Below are 18,206 nucleotides of genomic sequence, written 5' to 3'. Positions count from 1 at the left end.
TAATTCTCAAGTTAAGTTAGACTATTCTATAGTGAGTTTAAATAAAAAAGGAAAGAAAAGTTTGCCTAACAAATGACCATATTCTACTCAGGATTGTTATGTGCATATGCTTTTCCCATCAAAATAGATGCATTACGCTGTACTGTTTTATCAAAAGTAATTTGACCTTTAGAAAATAAATTAATTACTGTAGAACCTAATTTGAATTGCCCCATTTCTTGCCCTTTATTTAGCTTTATTTCTTCTTTACCTTCTATTAAATAGTTCCATTGATATATAGTATTACCTTGCGGTGGTGTAATGGTACCTGCCCAAGTAATTTTAATGCTACCGACAATAATAGCTCCAACAAGAATTTGTGCAATAGGACCAAATTTAGTATCAAAAATGCAAACTACACGTTCATTTCTAGCAAATAACTTAGGTATTTTTCTTGTCATCTCTGAAGTTACTGAAAACAAACAACCTGGAATATATATCATTTTTCTTAACACAGCATCACAAGGCATATGCACTCGATGGTAGTCACAAGGGGAAAGGTAAAAAGTAGCAAATTTTCCTAAAGCAAATTCTTCAGCTAAAGTATCATCACCTCCAAGTAGTTCAACTATTGAAAAGCGGTGTCCCTTTGATTGAATTATTTGATTGTTTTCGATTACACCAAACTGGCTTACATAAGCATCTACTGGATAAGTAATAACAGATGAATCTTCATCAATAGGGCGCGAATCTTTTTTCAACTCACGAACAAAAAAATCATTAAAAGTTTTAAAGTGATTAAGATCAGGATAAAGAACTTCACTCATATCAATATTATATCTTTTTATGAAACTTCGTATCATAAGTTTAGTTAAAAAGTTGCATTTTATTGATGCTAGTATACCTACAAAACGTGTTAAAAAATATTGCAGAAATTCAAATTGTAAGCTAATTCTAATGATTTTTTTCATTATGTAAAATCCTTAATTGTTCCTATTTTATATGCTAGAAAATAAGAAATAATAACGCAATTTTAACATTAGGAGTACATTCTATTTTTATTAGTTTGAAATTGAAAAATTTTCTATTATTTTGTATTTAGTAGATAAGGAAATCTACTACAGTCATTGGCTTTGTATTAATTCAAAAAGTAAAACAATGTTAATTATACATTAAGAATATGACATATTGTGTTTTTTAAAAAAATCAAAAACTTTGATAGTGAGATTTGTAACATTTCAGAGAGTATAAAGTAACATTTAAGATTGTTTTAATGGTAACATTATAGCTGTTAAAGGTAGGGGAGGAAAAGGAATAGCTATGTTGTTCAAGTCTTAAGTAGCAATTAATTTTGATGTTTCGTCATCTTTAATTTTTATTTAAATATTTCCTAAAGTGAGTGATGATGAAAATGAAAGTTCTATTCGAGCTTTGAATGTCGGTTTCCAGTTTGTTCATTTAACATGAACAAATTTCAGTTTTTAGTCAATTTTTAGTCAGTTTTTTTTCCTTAAACAAAAATTATTGTTTTTAGCAACTAGTCATTACAAAGATCTAAGTATGATTTTTTTTGGAACGTTAAGCTAACAGTAGTGCTCTTCTTTTATTATTAGTAAATATAACAGGTGATATATTATGTCCTTTAGCGAACGGAACTTAATTTGGCTTGATCTTGAAATGACAGGTTTAAATTTTGAAATTCACAAAATTATTGAAATTGCGACTGTTGTTACTGATAGTGGATTAAATATTTTAGCTGAAGGTCCTGTTTTATCTATTACTCAACAAGAACATGAACTAAGAAAGATGGATAATTGGTGTATAAAAACCCATACAGATAGTGGACTAATAGAGCGTGTCCGTCAAAGTAAATTATCTGAACAAGATGCCACTGTTCAGACGCTTAGCTTTCTCAAGAAATGGGTTCCTAAAGGGAAATCCCCAATTTGCGGTAATAGCATTGCACAAGATCGGCGTTTTTTATGTAAATATATGCCTGAATTGGAAGAGTATTTCCATTATCGATCTATTGATGTTAGTACATTAAAGGAATTAATAATCCGTTGGAAACCAGAAGTTTTAAATAATTTTTCCAAGCAAGGTAATCATTTAGCTTTAGATGATATTCGTGAGTCAATTGCTGAGCTGAAATATTATCGTAAAGCTATTTTTAGTATTTAGTTTTAATTTGTAGTAGACAAGAGAGAAAAAAATACTCTAAAAAAATAAATGCTTGCATCGTACAAAAAAACTCTTATAATTCACTATCCTAGGAATGGGGAAAAATAAAATAAGTTTTGCGACACTAGCTCAGTTTGGTAGAGCGCAACCTTGCCAAGGTTGAGGTCACGAGTTCGAACCTCGTGTGTCGCTCCAAGATAGATTATCTGATGTAACTGACTTTTTGAATTGAAAAAGCAAAAATAATATCCCAAATCAAACGCGGGGTGGAGCAGTTTGGTAGCTCGTCGGGCTCATAACCCGAAGGTCGTTGGTTCAAATCCAACCCCCGCAACCAGTCTTTTGTTAAATTCAAGGTTTTTAATCAATTCGTATATTTTATTTGATTTAGTCAAGAATCAATTTCTTTCCAATGAATTTGTTTTTTATGCTAATTATTAGTTTAATACATTAGATTATACATTACCTAATGTGTCCCTACTTATCCACAATCTTTTTTTGTTGATAAGTTAGTGTATAGTTTTTAGAAAAAAAATTTGTTTTTAATTTAGAAAAAAAATGACAAATTTTTTTTCTAAAAAAGGTTGATAATATGTTGATTTTAATGAACTTAACCTTTTAATTATATAAGGATTAATAAGTGTAGATTTATATTTTTATGTTTTTTTATGTGTGGTTAACTTTAATAAAAAGTTTTCTATCGTATTCTAACACGATTTTTTCCACATGTTATTTTATAATTCTGAACTATCATGTTGAACGATGATATTTTGGTGATATTTTATGAACTGTTTCAATAAATATTCTTACGCTTTCTGGTTCTACATCTGAATGAATTCCATGCCCTAAGTTAAATACATGTCCCCCAGAATTGGTATAACCAAAGTTTTTCAAAATTGTTTCGACTTCTTCTCGGATACGTTCAGGTTTCGCATACAAAATTGAAGGATCCATATTTCCTTGTAAAGCTACTTTTCTCCCTACGCGATATTTTGCATCAGAAATCGGGATTGTCCAATCTAAAGCAATAGAATCACAGCCCGTTTCAGCAATTTTTTCTAACCAAATTCCTGAATTTTTTGTAAATAGCGTAATTGGAATTCGTGTACCGTTATTTTCATGAATTAGGTTATTGATGATTTTTTTCATATATGCTAGCGAGAAGGATTCATAGTCATTTGTAGTCAATATACCTCCCCAGGTATCGAAGATTATTACCGAGTGAACACCTGCTTTAATTTGTGCATTTAAATATTCAATAATACTATTTGCTAATTTATTAAGAAGCAAATGCGTAGCTATTGGTTCTCTATACATCATTTTCTTGATTTTAGTAAATTTTTTTGAAGTTCCTCCTTCAACCATATAGGTTGCAAGTGTCCAAGGACTGCCAGAGAATCCAATTAATGGAAGTGCATTTTTGAGTTCTTTACAAGTTTGACGAATTGCATTCATTACATATTGAAGTTCATGTTCAGGATCTGGCACCCCTATTTTCTTTATGTCTGCTATGCAGGAAATAGGATTAGAAAATTTAGGCCCTTCTCCTGACTTGAAATACAAACCTAGCCCCATAGCGTCTGGAATAGTCAAAATATCTGAAAATAAAATCGCAGCATCAAGAGGGAAACGGCGTAAAGGTTGTAATGTTATTTCCGATGAAAGCTCAGGGCTTTTACATAGTGAAAGAAAACTTCCTGATATAGATCTAGTAGTACGATATTCTGGTAGGTATCGGCCAGCTTGGCGCATTATCCATATTGGAGTATAATCTATTGGTTGTTTTAAAAGTGCACGAAGATAACAATCGTTTTTAAGTCTATTCATTTTTTTATTGAAATGGTCGGTGAAGAGGGATTTGAACCCCCGACCCTCTGGTCCCAAACCAGATGCGCTACCAAACTGCGCTATTCACCGAAATATAGAATAATTAATCTTTAGATATTTTTTTATTAAACGTTAATAGTTGTAGTCCTATAAATTTATTTCTGGGGTGGCTAACGAGATTCGAACTCGCGACCACTGGAATCACAATCCAGAGCTCTACCAACTGAGCTATAGCCACCAAACCCCATACACTTTTAATTAGCTTACCAGAAAGATATCGAGTGTATGGCACGCCCGAAAGGGATCGAACCTTCGGCTTTTGGCTCCGGAGGCCAACGCTCTATCCATCTGAGCTACGGGCGCACTTCATGATAGGTAAACTAAATCATACTTATATCACATTGTACCGTCTAGTATTTTTTTAAAGTTTTTTTAAAGAATAATTGAAATGCGAAAAGATTTATTTTATGGTGCAGGACTGTACTATTATAAACGATATCTTACTTATAACTTGGATAGATGTCAGGACTTATTTAACTAAGTTTGCAATTTTAATTATTTCCAGTAATGGAATATCACATATTATGTATTTTATTGTGTAATGATTCACGTTAGTTCTTATCAATGAAATAGTAGATGAAGTTATGAGCTAATATTTATGGGCATATTTCGGTGGATAAGTAGTGTTTTTTTTTCTGTTTTAGCGTTTTCTGCTTTATTGCTTTCTAACACTGCCAAGGACTACGAATCTATAATAGATCGCATTAAACCAGTTGGTAATGTTTATATTGAAGTTAAAAATAAATTAGCTGAACAGAAAGAAGTAGTTAGTAAGATTCGTGATGCAAGTTCGATATATAATACTTTTTGTATCGCTTGTCATGCATCTGGTGTGAGTGGTGCTCCTAGATTTGGTAATGTTAATGATTGGGCTTCTCGAATTGCTCAAGGGAAACAAATCATGCAAGATAATGTAATTAAAGGATTAAATGCAATGCCAGAGAAAGGCTTATGTATGGATTGTTCTGATGATGAATTGCTTCAGGTTATTGAATATATGATAAAAGATTTATAACCTAAAGCCCTATTATAAATAGAATTGATTTCAATTCATAATTCTTATGAAGAAAATTACTTTGGTAGATAAAACTGCAACGATGAGAATAGGTTCGCGTCTCGCACAGGTTTGTTGTCAACAAACTCTTATTTTTTTAAGTGGGGAGGTAGGTGTTGGTAAAACGACACTCAGTCGTAGTTTTTTAAAAACTTTAGGATATCTAGGTCATGTAAAAAGTCCAACATACAACTTAGTTGAATCTTATACATTAGAAAAATGGAAAGTGTACCACTTTGATTTTTATCTTATTTTTTCTCCAGAAGAATTAGAATTTATTGGAATTCGAGATTACTTTTTACCTGATTCTATTTGTTTAGTTGAGTGGCCCGAGAAAGGAGGGGATTTTTTACCTAATGCAGATATTAATATTCTATTGTCTTATCATGGCAACCAACGTTGTGCTTCTATCACAGCGGATAGTCAGTATGGATATGCTCTCTTAAAAAAATCGGGGTTAAATTGAATACAAGACAAGTACAGTTTTTTTTTATTTTTTTTCAAATTTCATGTTTTTTTTCTAGCTCTTTAGTATTTTCTAATACACTTGAAGACTTAAGAGTTTGGACATCTCCTAATGAAACTCGGGTTGTTATGGACTTTACAGATGAGGCTGATTATAGCTATTTTATTTTAAATAAACCAGAAAGGTTAGTTGTTGATTTAAAAAAAACAACACTAAATACTACATTACCTAAAAATGTTATTAACAATTCTATATTGACAAAAATTCGTAAAAGTACTCCACCAAATAAATTTACTTATCGTTTAGTATTTGAATTAAAGCATAAGGCAAGTAAGCTTAATCTGTTTAGATTATCTCCGACTCCAGGAGGACAATATGGTCACCGGTTAGTGATTAATTTGTCTCATCCTAAAAAACAATTAAAAAAAGTTAAATCCAATAATATAATTTATCTTAATCAAGGTATTTCTCGATCATTTAATGATATTATAATTGCGATTGATGCTGGGCATGGCGGAGAAGATTCTGGTTCTATTGGTCCTACTGGAAAATATGAAAAGCACATTACACTAAAAGTTTCTAAAAAATTAGCTGAAAAAATCAATACCATGCCAGGAATTAAAGCAATCCTTACTCGTTCTGGTGATTATTTTGTTAATTTGAATAAACGTTCTGAAATTGCTCGAAAAAATAAAGCAAATTTATTAGTCTCCATTCATGCTGATGCTTTTTATACTCCACATCCTCGTGGTGCCTCTGTATTTATTTTAAATAATAAGAGAGCGGATACTGAAATTTCTCGATGGATCGAAGATCATGAGAGTCATTCAGAATTATTAGGCGGAACTGGTCAAGTTTTGATCAACAAGAATGTTGATAAAGATGTTAGTAAAACGCTTCTAGATTTACAATTTAACCATTCTCAGAAAGAAAGCTATAAGCTTGCTACAAAAATCTTAAAGGAGATAAAAAAAATTTCCTATTTGCATCAAAAACATCCAGTAAATGCAAGCTTAGCAATATTAAAATCGCCTGATATTCCTTCAGTATTAGTTGAAATTGGTTTTCTTTCAAATCCAATAGAAGAAAAACTTTTATCTCAAAATGACTATCAAAATAAATTAGCAGAAAGTTTAGCAAGAGCAATTGTTCAATATCTTAAAGAAAATCCAGTAGAAAATTCCTTATTTTTTAATTTTCCAAATATAAGGAAACATAAAGTACAGCCTGGAGAGTTTTTAGGGAAAATTGCTCAACAATATAGTGTAACTATTAATCAACTTCGGTTAGTAAATGAGTTACAGTCTGATCAGCTTTTAATAGGTCAGATTATAATGATTCCAAGTAATAGTAATAATCTATGACAATAAAAATTCTATCAAAACAACTTATAAGTCAAATTTCAGCAGGTGAAATTGTTGATCGTCCTGCCTCAGTGGTTAAAGAGTTAGTAGAAAATAGTTTGGATTCAGGTGCAACTGTTATTGATATTGAGATTGAAAAGGGAGGAATTCAGCTTATTCGTATAAGGGATAATGGTAAAGGCATTTTAAAAAATGAATTAACATTAGCCTTGAGTCGTCATGCTACTTCTAAAATTCGTACATTAGATGATTTATCATTATTATCAACTTTAGGTTTCCGTGGTGAGGCTCTTGCAAGTATTAGTGCAGTAAGTCGTTTAATATTGACTTCTCGTCCTGTCATTCAGGATATAGCATGGTCTATATATAGTGAAGGAATGGAAATGAAGGTGCAACCTGTTTCTCATCCTTTGGGTACATCTGTTGAAGTTATTAACCTTTTTTTTAATATGCCTGCTCGGCGTAGATTTTTATGCACTGATAGAACAGAATTTATTCATATTGATGAACTGATTAAACGTATTGCATTAAGTCGTTTTGATATCAAGTTTAGTTTGCGTCATAATAATAAAATTATTAGACAATACTATCCAGCAAGAAATGAATTAGAAATAGGGAAACGTATTGCAGCGGTTTGTGGCAATGCATTTGTTTGTAACATGATTAAGGTTGAATTAATTCATTATGATTTAAAATTATATGGTTGGATATCTAGTCCAAATGGATCGCGTAAAAAAGGTGATTTGCAATATTTTTATGTAAATGGAAGAGTAGTTCGTGATAGATTTATTAATCATGCTATTAGGAAAAGTTATGCAAATTTCTTAAAAGAAGAACAATTTGTAGCTTATGTATTGTTTATTGAAATTCATCCTAATCAAATCGATGTTAATGTTCATCCAGCTAAATATGAAATTCATTTCTATAAAGCTCGTTTAGTTCATGATTTTATATATCGAGCTATAAATAATGCCTTAGTTAAAAGTCATGATATAGATATACCTTATTTATCAATTGATAAACATCAGTCAAAGGAAAAGAATAAAAATCTTATAGTAGATAAGTCAGATGGCATTATAGAAAAGCAACTTAATATTAATCCTACAGAAAAAAATAAGCCAATTGAGTTCCTAGGGAAAGCAATTGCCGTTATTCAAAATAGGTATGTAGTTATGGATTCAAAACAAGGAGTCGTTCTTATTTCTTTAGGTAGAGCAGAGTGGCTTAAAATACGCGCCCAGTTTGGTATTAGAGAAAGTATTTTACTAATATCACGACCTCTTTTGATCCCTTTATTAATTGAATTGATTGAAGAGTTGGTCTCTTACGTCACTGATTTCTCTGAACTTCTTATATCTTTTGGTTTATCATTTAGAGTAAAGAATTTTTCTACTTTAATAGTTTTAGGTGTTCCTAGAATATTGATGAATAAAAATTTATCTAAATTGATTCCAGATTTATTATCTTATATTGCCTTTTCTAATTTTAACCCATCTTTAATAATTGAAAATAGAAAAGCATTAGCAAATTGGATAACCAATTATATTATTTCTGTAAAAGTTGATTACAGCGTATGTGAAGCTTTGAAGATCATTACTGAATTAGAGAAGATTTACTGTGGTCAATTGCCTTTACACGATAAAAAATTTGTTACCAAAGTTGACTTTTCAAAAAGTATAGCTGTTCTACAATCTTAAAGATCTTCAGAGAAGATATGAATGGTAAATTACCTTTAGTAATATTTTTAATGGGTCCTACTGCATCAGGAAAAACTACCCTTTCCATTAAAATTAGTAAAAAAATACCAGTAGAAATTATTAGTGTCGATTCAGGATTAATTTATAAAGGTATGGATATTGGTACAGCTAAACCAAGTTCCGAAACTTTAGAAAAAATACCGCATAAATTGATAGATATTCGTGATCCAAATGAAAGGTATTCTGTTGCTGATTTTTATTACGATGCTATGTATGCTATACATCAGACCATTAAAAATGGTAAAGTTCCTTTACTTGTTGGTGGAACTATGTTCTACTACAGGTCTTTGATTAAAGGTTTATCATTTACGCCTGCTTCAGATCTCAAAATTCGTTCTCAAATTAAACAAGAGGCATTGAATTTAGGTTGTGCTTCTTTACATAAACAATTAAAAAAGATTGATCCAATTTCAGCAAACCGAATCCACTGTAATGACTTGCAAAGATTATCTAGAGCATTGGAGATTTATCGAATTTCTGGTAAAACTTTGACGGAATATTCTAGATATAAATATAGAAATTTCCCTTTTCATGTAAAACAATTTGCACTAGCTCCAAATGAAAAAGATAACTTGCATCATCGAATTGAAGTAAGATTTCATAATATGATAAAAAATGGTTTTGAAAATGAAGTGAAGGCACTTCATAGTCGAAATGACCTTCATTTAGACCTTCCTTCTATTCGTTGCGTAGGTTATCGACAAATTTGGGATTATTTAAATGGAAATTTAAGTTTGGATGAAGCGATTTTTCGTGGAATTTGTGCAACTCGCCGCTTGGCTAAGCGGCAGATGACATGGTTAAGAAGTTGGTGCGATTTAACTTGGTTAAATAGTGAAAATATGGAACAAGCAGTAGAAACTATATTGAATAAAGTTAACACTGAAAAAAAATAGCTTGCATCTCAGTAACATTTTTTCTTTATATCACTTGACTTACCTTTGGTGTTTTTATATTAGAAAACTGTCGATATTTTTTATAATGCTTATTTTAAGTCAATCAGTTAAGTTATGCTTACCAGAGGTTTAGTATGATTTAAAAGTTAAACTAGTATATGTCATAACTGGAATAAATTAAACACTCAGGGGGAAAAATGGATTCTTTTGACCAATTTGTAATTTTTTTGAAAAATGCTGTTAATCAAATAGTATATAAGCACTCAATTACAATGGTTGTTCCTTTTCGTTTAGTAAACCATAATAAAAGCAAATATCCCACTTAATCTAGTTCTTCTTTTATAGAGGAGGAAACTAATTTTAGTTATTAAACCTATATATATTTTTTAATAAAAATTTTAGTTAATCCTGTTACAATTAGTAGATTCAATCTTTGAATATTAAATTCATATAAACTTAGCATAGATTGTGTATCATATACGATAATATAAGATGAATTTAGATGGTTTTTTTCATAGCATATATGGAGAATTTTATTCGTTAATCAAAATTAAAGCCAAATTACATATAATCTGATATCCGCTTTTTATTTTTGAAGTGTAAAATCGTTTTTAAATTTATGGAGTTTTTTTAAATGGCATGGCATGAACCTAACAATGGAAGCAATGGTCGCAATAATGACCCTTGGGGTACTAAAAATCGAGGTGGTCGATCACAGGGGCCACCGGATTTAGATGAAGTGTTTAATAAGCTTACCAAAAAGTTCAGTGGGCGTTTTTCTTCTAAAAAAGGAAGTAAGGGCTCGTCTTCAGGTGGAAAAAATATCTGGAGCTTTAGTATTATCATCGTCATTTCTATAATTATTTGGTTTTTTTCTGGTTTCTATACTATTGGTGAAGCTGAACGTGGGGTTGTATTACGTTTAGGGAAATATAATCGTATCGTTGGTCCGGGTTTGAATTGGAGACCTAGATTTATTGATGAATATAAAGCGGTGAACGTCCAATCTATTCGTTCGCTAAGGGCTTCTGGTTTAATGCTTACAAAAGATGAGAATGTAGTTACTGTCGGAATGGATATTCAATATCGTGTTTCAGAACCATATAAATATTTGTACCAAGTAACTAATGCAGATGATAGCTTGCGTCAAGCTACGGATTCTGCATTACGTGCTGTAATAGGTGATTCTTTAATGGACAACATTTTAACTAGCGGGCGCCAACAAATTCGTCAAAATACTCAAAGAACACTCAATCAAATTGTTGATAATTATGATATGGGATTAATTATTGTTGATGTAAATTTTCAGTCAGCTCGTCCACCAGAACAAGTAAAAGACGCATTTGATGATGCGATTGCTGCTAGAGAAGATGAAGAACGCTTTGAGCGTGAAGCAGAAGCTTATCGAAATGATATTTTACCAAAAGCAACTGGTCGGGCTGAACGTTTAAAAAAAGAAGCTCTTGGCTATTCTGAAAGAGTTACTAATGAAGCTCTGGGTCAAGTAGCTCAATTTGAAAAATTATTGCCTGAGTATATTTTAGCTCCTAAAATAACACGTAATCGGTTATACTTAGATACAATGGAAGAAGTTTATTCAAATACCTTTAAGGTATTGATTGATTCTGAGTCTACCGGTAATCTATTATATCTACCAATTGATAAATTGCTTAGAGAAGAGTCTTCTAAAATAGAAAATAGACAAAAAAATAAATCATCTTCAGCTTATGATGAGATTGAGTTAGAATCCCAAGAACGTAATGAATTACCAAGCTCACAGTCCGGTTCAACTAATTCACGTCATGGGAGATATTAAAAATGCGTAACTTAATGATTCCTATATTAGTAATCAATGTTATATTTATCTTAATGTCATTTTTCGTTATTTATGAAGGTGATCGTGGGATAGTAGTACGCTTTGGAAGAGTTTTAGATAATGAAGGAACTTCACGAATTTATTCTCCAGGATTGCATTTTAAAATGCCGTTATTTGACCATGTTAAAGTATTAGATGCTCGTATACAAACAATGGATGGACGCTCTGACCGTTTTGTTACATCAGAGAAAAAAGATGTTATTATAGATACTTATGTAAAGTGGCGAATTGCTGATTTTGGACGTTTTTATCTTACAACTGGAGGTGGTAATATTTTGACTGCAGAGGCTCTTTTAGAACGTAAAGTAACTGATGTATTACGTTCTGAAATTGGCTCAAGAGAAATTAAGCAGATTGTATCTGGTCCTCGTAATAATGAAGACTTATCTAAGATTAATAATCAGCAAATTTCTACTAAAGCAGCTAAAGAAGCGCTAGAGATTGATGGTCAACGAGACATAATTATGGCTAAAGTACTAACTGGTACTCGTGATAGTGCTATGAATGATTTAGGTGTAGATGTTGTTGATTTTCGTATGAAAAAAATAAATTTACCTGATAATATTAGTGATTCTATCTATAAGCGTATGAGAGCTGAACGTGAATCAGTTGCTAGAAAACATCGTTCTCAGGGTCGTAAAAAAGCAGAGGTTATTCGTGCACAAGCAGAACTTGAAGTAGCTACTGTTTTAGCAGAAGCTGATAAGACAGCACGTGTAACTCGAGGTAAAGCAGATGCTAAAGCTGCTAAAATTTATTCTCAATCATATAATAAAGAACCTGAGTTTTTTAGCTTTATTCGTTCTTTAAAAGCTTATGAAAAATCTTTTAATAGCAAAAATGATATTTTAGTATTAGATCCTAAAAGTCATTTTTTTCGATATATGAATAATTATCATGGTGAGTTTTTAAAATGATGATTAAGATATAAGGGCTTTGAGCCCTTATATCTTAATACTTTTATTCTTTATTAAAAGCTCCCTTTATTTTAATTAGTCTCAAATATATTATCTCACTAATATTATTACTGTTTAGTTATTAGATAGTAGCATTATGATAGAATCATTCGCTAGAAAAAAACCATTTGTTTCAGCTAATATTTATACCTATTTTTAAGTTCTAGATATTACTGCTAACAGTTCATCTCTTTTTAATGCAACATAAATGCTATTTTTATTCAATAATACGCAGACTATTATTTAGTTATATAAATAACAACAACATAATGAAAACGTTTCGTATCAAGCTTTATTATCCTTTAATATACTAAGTTCTTGAGTGATTTACATTTCTCATTATAATAGAATGAATTTTTAAAAATTGGAGAATTTAATGAAATTAATCTTTAAAGTATCATTGCTTTCAATGACATTTATTATATTAATGGGTTGTCAAAAAAAAGAAGTACCAGTTCCACCTATCAAAAATGGAGTAGATCTTAATATAGAGGATAATAGAATTGCGTATTCAATTGGAGTATCATTTGCTAATTATTTGAGTAATAATATAAAAAAACCCAGTGAAATTGGGATTAATCTTGATAAGCATATCGTTCTTCGAGGTATTGAAGATGTGTTTTTAGGTAATCCTAAGCTTAATGAGGAAGAAGTAGCTTCAATATTAAAAGAGTTAGATATGCGTATAGGAGATGCAATACAAAACCAATCTTTAGAAAAAGCTGCTGAGGTTAAAAAATTAGGAACTGAATTCCAGAAAGAATTCGAGAAGGAAAGTAATGTTATTAAAACTGATTCTGGTTTATTATATCAAATTATAAGACAATCTGAAGGTCAAAAACCAAAAGAAGATGATACAGTCCAAGTACACTACAAAGGTACTTTAGTTGATGGTAGTCAATTTGATAGTTCATATGAACGTGGTGAACCTGCTACTTTTTCTTTAAAACATGTCATTCAAGGTTGGATTGAAGGTGTGCAATTAATGTCTGTAGGTTCAAAATTTAAATTTGTTATTCCATCAGAGTTAGCTTATGGTTTGCACGATACACCAACTATTCCAGCAAATTCTACTTTAATATTTGAGATTGAGTTATTAAAAATTTTCAATGAGTAATAAATTTAAACGGTAAAAAAAACAAGTGTATTAATATTCATTTTCGAGGTTAGGCTAATTCTAAAATATACTCTCATAGTAACTGGTTCAATTTATGGATCTCAATCAGCTCGTAATGCTTATTTATTTTCAAAAGCTTTGATTCATAGAGGTCATATTTTGCATGATGTTTTTTTTTATCAAAATGGAGTATTAAATGCTTCATCACTCACTGCACCAGAAAATGATGATTTTGACCTTGTTTTAGCTTGGCAAAAATTGGCAGTAGCTCATAAAGTAAAACTTGAAGTTTGTTTTTCCGCGGCTTTACGAAGAGGGATAGTAGGAAAAAATGAAGCTAAAAGATATCAACTATCAACGAGTAATCTTGCTAAGCATTTTGAGCAAGTTGGATTAGGTACTTTAGCTGAAGCAATTTTAATACAAGATAGAGTAATTCAGTTTTGAAAAAAATAGGTTTGATATTCAATTCTTTTCCACATAGTATTTCATCTGGTAGGGAAGGCCTAGATTTTTTGTTTTCTGTTTCTGCTTACTGTAACAGTATTAGTGTATTTTTTATTGGTGATGCAGTGTCTCAACTTGTTTCTGAACAAAAACCTCAGAAAATTTTAAGCAGAGACTATATAAGTGCTTTTAAAATTATGGAATTATATGAAATTAATAATATTTATTTATGTAAAAAAAGCTTGATTAAGCTTGGTTTCCAAAATAGTCCGCTCATTATAAAAACAAAAAAAAAAACTGAACATGAACTAGCAATCTTAATGAATTATTGCGATCAACTTGTGGTGTTTTAGTTTATGCTTCATATTGTAAAGTCGTTAGATAAATTACATTTAGCTTTTAGGTACTATTTAACTAAGGATGATATTTTATTGGTTGAATCAGCAGTTTATATAGGAAATCCTAAACATTATCAACACTCCTTATTAAAGAAAGCATTAGGTAACGTGTTTTTATTAAGAGAAGATGTTATTGCTAGAGGTATTACAGATATTGTTTCTTTCAGAATCGGATTGATTAGTTTTGATGGTTTTGTAAAATTAACTGAGAAACACAGTAAAGCAATTACCTGGTAATTGCTTCTTATTTTTAGCATTAATATTAGCATTAATATTAATGCTATTTACAATGATTAACGAAAAATAAATTAAATATATATTCTTGACATATTCTTTACTTAAAGAATAAAATAAAGGTTTTATTATAAGTTGTTAGGTCGTGTCTAGAAGTATTCTTTATGCTTAGGAGGGAGATAATGGCAACTATTAATCAACTAGTACGTAAGCCTCGTGTGAAGCAGGTTGCTAAAAGTAATGTACCTGCGCTTCAGTCGTGTCCACAAAAGCGTGGTGTTTGTACTCGTGTATATACTACGACGCCTAAGAAACCAAATTCAGCTCTTCGTAAAGTTTGCCGTGTTCGTTTAACAAATGGCTTTGAGGTTACATCATATATTGGTGGAGAAGGTCATAATCTTCAGGAACATTCAGTTGTTCTAATACGTGGTGGTCGAGTTAAAGATCTACCTGGTGTGCGTTATCATACTGTTCGTGGAGCACTTGATTGTGCTGGTGTAAATGATCGTAAGCAGGCTCGTTCTAAGTATGGTGTTAAGCGAGTAAGGTCCTAATCTAATCTCTTTTGTTAAGTAAGGCCAAGCATTAGATTATGTTTTTAGAAAGAAAACTGAAAGGTTTTGGATAACCTGAAAATTGCAAGGAGAATTCTCAATGTCGCGTCGTCGTATTATAGCTCAACGAAAAATTCTTCCGGATCCCAAATTTAAATCCGAATTATTGGCAAAATTTGTTAATATACTTATGGTTGATGGAAAAAAATCTATTGCAGAAAAAATAATATACACTGCCTTAGATACTGGTTCTATAAAAACTGGTAAAACACATTTATCCTTGTTTGAAGGAGCATTAGAAAATGTGCGTCCTTTAGTAGAAGTTAAATCTCGTCGTGTAGGTGGTTCAACTTATCAAGTCCCTGTTGAAGTACGTCCTGTTCGGCGTAATGCCTTAGCAATGCGTTGGTTAGTTGAGTCAGCGCGTAAACGTGCTGAAAAGTCTATGGCAAAACGTCTAGCTGCAGAGCTGCTAGATGCCTCTGAAAACAAAGGGGCTTCAGTTAGGAAACGTGAGGATATCCATCGTATGGCTGATGCAAATAAAGCATTTGCTCATTACCGTTGGTAAAATACCGATTATTTTGTTCTCTTTCAATATAAGAGTAACTTTCGTTTGTTAAGTCTTTTATTTAAGAAATCTAGGGTTAAAAGACTAGCTTTGTGCTAGCTGTATCTTGTCGTACTGATGTAGAATGGGAAAACATTATGTTGGTTCGTGAAACTCCTATTGAGAACTATCGTAATATTGGTATTTGTGCTCATGTAGATGCGGGAAAAACCACCACAACTGAGCGTATCCTTTTTTATACTGGATTCTCTCATAAGATTGGTGAAGTGCATGATGGCACGGCTATTATGGATTGGATGGATCAGGAACGAGAGCGCGGAATTACAATTACTTCTGCTGCCATTACAACCTTTTGGTCCGGTATGTGTTCTCAGTTTCCTTCCAATCGAATAAATATTATCGATACTCCAGGACATGTTGATTTTACAATTGAAGTTGAACGTTCTTTACGCGTTCTTGACGGTGTAATCTTAGTATTTTGTGGAAATTCTGGTGTTGAATCACAATCAGAAACGGTATGGTATCAAGCAGATAAATATGCTATTCCTCGTTTAATCTTCGTTAACAAGATGGACCGTATAGGGGCAAATTTTTTGCGTGTTGTAGATGAAATCAAGACGCATTTTAATGTAAATGTAGTTCCAATTCAATTAAGTATTGGAGAAGAAAATAGATTTTCTGGCATTATTGATCTAATAAAAATGAAAGCAATTCGTTGGAATGAAGTCGATCAAGGTCTTACTTTTTCTTATGAAGATATTCCAATTAATATGAAAGAACTTGCTAAGAAATGGCATGATAACCTCATTGAGGTTGCTGTTGAATCTAATGAAGAGTTGATGGATAAATACCTTTTAGGTGTTGATTTAACAGAGAATGAAATAAAAAATGGACTTCGTAATCGTACATTAAACAATGAAATTGTATTAGCAATGTGTGGTAGCGCATTTAAAAATCAAGGAATACAAGCAATTTTAGATGCTATTATTGAATATCTTCCTTCTCCTTTTGATGTTCCTGCTGTTATAGGAATCGATGATAAAAATCACAAAGTAAAACGTCGTGTTAGTGATGATGAACCATTTTCAGCTTTAGTATTCAAAATTTCGACGGATCCTTTTGTTGGTACATTAGTTTTTATTCGTGTCTATTCTGGTGTTATCAAAACAGGAGAACTCATTTATAATTCAGTTAGAGATAAGTTTGATCGCGTAGATCGAATTATGCAAATGCACTCAAATAAGAGACAAGAAGTAAAAGCGGTTTTTTCTGGTGATATTGCTGCTATTATTGGTTTAAAAGACGTTAAAACAGGAGATACTCTCTGTTCGAGAGAAAATAAATTAATTTTAGAGCAAATAGAATTTCCAGTTCCTGTTATTCAAATGTCAGTAGAATCATCCTTTCAATCAGAACAAGAAAAAATGATAAAAGCACTGACAGTAATATCGAAAGAAGATCCTTCATTTCAAGTTAAAGTTGATAATGAATCAGGGCAAATTTTGATTGCAGGTATGGGTGAACTGCATTTGGATATCATAATTGATCGAATGAAACGTGAATTTTCTATTAACTGCAAGGTTGGCAAACCCCAAGTAGCGTTTCGTGAAACTATTTGTAATATAGTAAAAGTTGAAGAAGAATTTATATATGAATTTTCAGGACGCAATCAATATGCTCGTGTTTTATTGAAAATTGAACCTGCAAAGGTTGGAGAAGGATTTGTTTTCCTAAATGAAGTTTTAGATGATTCTATCCCTGATGAGTATATTCCTTCCATCATTCTTGGTATTAAAGAACAAATGAATAATGGAGTGTTAGCCGGGTATCCTATGCTAGATATAAAGGTAACTCTGTTAGGTGGATCATATCATGAAACTGATTCAAGTCAGATGGCATTTAGAATTGCTAGTTCAGTCGCTCTTAAAAAAGGTTCTTTAGATGCGAAGCCTATAGTTTTGGAACCACTAATGCAAGTTGAAATAATAACTCCAATAGATTGTATAGGTGAAGTTATTGGTGATCTTAATCGTCGCCGTGGTACTATTCAAGAAATTAATGAAAAAACTATTCAGCTTAAGATAGTAAGTGCACAAGTCCCTTTATCTACAATGTTTGGTTATTCTACTCACTTACGTTCTGCAACACGGGGTCGTGCTTCTTATTTTATGGAATTCAGTAAGTATATTGAAGTACCTAAAAACATACTCTCTACCTTAATGAGTATGAGTATATAACTGCCTTATAATGGTAAAATAAGTTAATTTAGAGGTATTGCATCAATAGGAATTGAAACTAGAATAGATATATGTTCAGTGCTTATTTCAGTTTTATAGTAAAAAACAGGAATTTATAAATTTTATAAATGATAAAAGGAACACGATTGTGTCTAAAGAAAAATTCGAACGTGTAAAACCGCATGTGAACGTTGGTACTATTGGCCATGTTGACCACGGTAAGACCACC

General features: G+C 31.5%; 18 protein-coding genes and 5 tRNA genes. 18 read left to right on the top strand and 5 right to left on the bottom strand.

Features of this window, described 5'->3' with window-relative positions:
* Positions 1–83 precede the first annotated feature (83 nt).
* Positions 84–950 carry an archaetidylserine decarboxylase gene (gene asd / locus CF66_RS00485; RefSeq protein ID WP_016503806.1) on the bottom strand — a complete coding sequence of 289 codons (867 nt, stop codon included), beginning with the start codon at positions 948–950 and terminating at the stop codon, positions 84–86.
* A gap of 664 nt (positions 951–1,614) precedes the next feature.
* On the opposite strand from asd, the gene orn reads away from it, so the two are divergent.
* The 3 genes from orn (at position 1,615) to CF66_RS00470 (ending at position 2,497) form a co-directional block, all read left to right on the top strand.
* Entirely contained in the window at positions 1,615–2,160 is a 546-nt protein-coding gene (gene orn, locus CF66_RS00480; protein WP_016503805.1) for an oligoribonuclease, read from the top strand.
* A 118-nt stretch (positions 2,161–2,278) separates the two neighbouring features.
* Positions 2,279–2,355 (top strand) — tRNA-Gly (locus tag CF66_RS00475).
* 65 nt (positions 2,356–2,420) lie between these two features.
* Positions 2,421–2,497: transfer RNA gene (locus CF66_RS00470), tRNA-Met, on the top strand.
* A 413-nt stretch (positions 2,498–2,910) separates the two neighbouring features.
* Here the strand turns inward: CF66_RS00470 and hemE are convergent.
* From hemE to CF66_RS00450, 4 genes are all read right to left on the bottom strand, one after another.
* Positions 2,911–3,987: a uroporphyrinogen decarboxylase gene (gene hemE / locus CF66_RS00465; protein ID WP_016503804.1), complete on the bottom strand. Its 1,077-nt coding sequence runs from the start codon at positions 3,985–3,987 to the stop codon at positions 2,911–2,913.
* Between the two features lie 13 nt (positions 3,988–4,000).
* Positions 4,001–4,077, bottom strand: a tRNA-Pro gene (locus tag CF66_RS00460).
* A gap of 72 nt (positions 4,078–4,149) precedes the next feature.
* Positions 4,150–4,225 (bottom strand) — tRNA-His (locus tag CF66_RS00455).
* A 48-nt stretch (positions 4,226–4,273) separates the two neighbouring features.
* Positions 4,274–4,350: transfer RNA gene (locus tag CF66_RS00450), tRNA-Arg, on the bottom strand.
* 295 nt (positions 4,351–4,645) lie between these two features.
* On the opposite strand from CF66_RS00450, the gene CF66_RS00445 reads away from it, so the two are divergent.
* The 15 genes from CF66_RS00445 (at position 4,646) to fusA (ending at position 17,977) form a co-directional block, all read left to right on the top strand.
* Entirely contained in the window at positions 4,646–5,062 is a 417-nt protein-coding gene (locus tag CF66_RS00445) for a c-type cytochrome (protein WP_034411139.1), read from the top strand.
* A gap of 46 nt (positions 5,063–5,108) precedes the next feature.
* Entirely contained in the window at positions 5,109–5,567 is a 459-nt protein-coding gene (gene tsaE, locus CF66_RS00440) for a tRNA (adenosine(37)-N6)-threonylcarbamoyltransferase complex ATPase subunit type 1 TsaE (protein WP_016503802.1), read from the top strand.
* Positions 5,564–6,931 (top strand): N-acetylmuramoyl-L-alanine amidase, encoded by a 1,368-nt coding sequence (locus CF66_RS00435; RefSeq protein WP_052541649.1) that lies wholly within the window; start codon positions 5,564–5,566, stop codon positions 6,929–6,931. Before tsaE ends, CF66_RS00435 begins: the two co-directional genes overlap by 4 nt.
* Positions 6,928–8,628, top strand: coding sequence for a DNA mismatch repair endonuclease MutL (mutL, locus tag CF66_RS00430; RefSeq protein WP_016503800.1), 1,701 nt, complete (start codon positions 6,928–6,930; stop codon positions 8,626–8,628). The genes CF66_RS00435 and mutL overlap by 4 nt, the downstream gene beginning before the upstream one ends.
* 17 nt (positions 8,629–8,645) lie before the next feature.
* Positions 8,646–9,584, top strand: a complete 939-nt coding sequence (gene miaA, locus CF66_RS00425) for a tRNA (adenosine(37)-N6)-dimethylallyltransferase MiaA (protein WP_016503799.1) — start codon at positions 8,646–8,648, stop codon at positions 9,582–9,584.
* A 197-nt stretch (positions 9,585–9,781) separates the two neighbouring features.
* Complete coding sequence (locus CF66_RS00420) at positions 9,782–9,910, top strand: RNA chaperone Hfq (protein WP_081697379.1); 129 nt, start codon at positions 9,782–9,784, stop codon at positions 9,908–9,910.
* Positions 9,911–10,218: 308 nt separating this feature from the next.
* Positions 10,219–11,400: an FtsH protease activity modulator HflK gene (gene hflK / locus CF66_RS00415; protein WP_016503798.1), complete on the top strand. Its 1,182-nt coding sequence runs from the start codon at positions 10,219–10,221 to the stop codon at positions 11,398–11,400.
* A gap of 2 nt (positions 11,401–11,402) precedes the next feature.
* Entirely contained in the window at positions 11,403–12,377 is a 975-nt protein-coding gene (gene hflC, locus CF66_RS00410) for a protease modulator HflC (RefSeq protein WP_016503797.1), read from the top strand.
* 415 nt (positions 12,378–12,792) lie between these two features.
* Positions 12,793–13,533: an FKBP-type peptidyl-prolyl cis-trans isomerase gene (gene fkpA, locus CF66_RS00405; RefSeq protein ID WP_016503796.1), complete on the top strand. Its 741-nt coding sequence runs from the start codon at positions 12,793–12,795 to the stop codon at positions 13,531–13,533.
* Positions 13,534–13,572: 39 nt separating this feature from the next.
* Positions 13,573–13,980 (top strand): sulfurtransferase complex subunit TusD, encoded by a 408-nt coding sequence (gene tusD / locus CF66_RS00400; RefSeq protein WP_034411137.1) that lies wholly within the window; start codon positions 13,573–13,575, stop codon positions 13,978–13,980.
* A complete protein-coding gene (tusC, locus tag CF66_RS00395) occupies positions 13,977–14,333 on the top strand; it encodes a sulfurtransferase complex subunit TusC (RefSeq protein ID WP_016503794.1) in 357 nt (118 codons plus the stop codon). The genes tusD and tusC overlap by 4 nt, the downstream gene beginning before the upstream one ends.
* 3 nt (positions 14,334–14,336) lie before the next feature.
* A complete protein-coding gene (gene tusB / locus CF66_RS00390) occupies positions 14,337–14,615 on the top strand; it encodes a sulfurtransferase complex subunit TusB (RefSeq protein WP_016503793.1) in 279 nt (92 codons plus the stop codon).
* A gap of 179 nt (positions 14,616–14,794) precedes the next feature.
* Complete coding sequence (rpsL, locus tag CF66_RS00385) at positions 14,795–15,169, top strand: 30S ribosomal protein S12 (protein ID WP_016503792.1); 375 nt, start codon at positions 14,795–14,797, stop codon at positions 15,167–15,169.
* A 100-nt stretch (positions 15,170–15,269) separates the two neighbouring features.
* Entirely contained in the window at positions 15,270–15,740 is a 471-nt protein-coding gene (gene rpsG, locus CF66_RS00380) for a 30S ribosomal protein S7 (protein WP_016503791.1), read from the top strand.
* A gap of 140 nt (positions 15,741–15,880) precedes the next feature.
* Positions 15,881–17,977: an elongation factor G gene (fusA, locus tag CF66_RS00375; protein ID WP_034411162.1), complete on the top strand. Its 2,097-nt coding sequence runs from the start codon at positions 15,881–15,883 to the stop codon at positions 17,975–17,977.
* Positions 17,978–18,206: the final 229 nt, after the last annotated feature.

Origin of the sequence: Candidatus Photodesmus anomalopis (genome assembly GCF_000731785.2) — a bacterium.
In the GTDB taxonomy this organism is placed as follows: Bacteria; Pseudomonadota; Gammaproteobacteria; order Enterobacterales; family Vibrionaceae; genus Vibrio; species Vibrio anomalopis.
The sequence above is the reverse complement of the archived record's forward strand: the minus strand, read 5'-3'. Positions and strand labels throughout refer to the sequence as shown.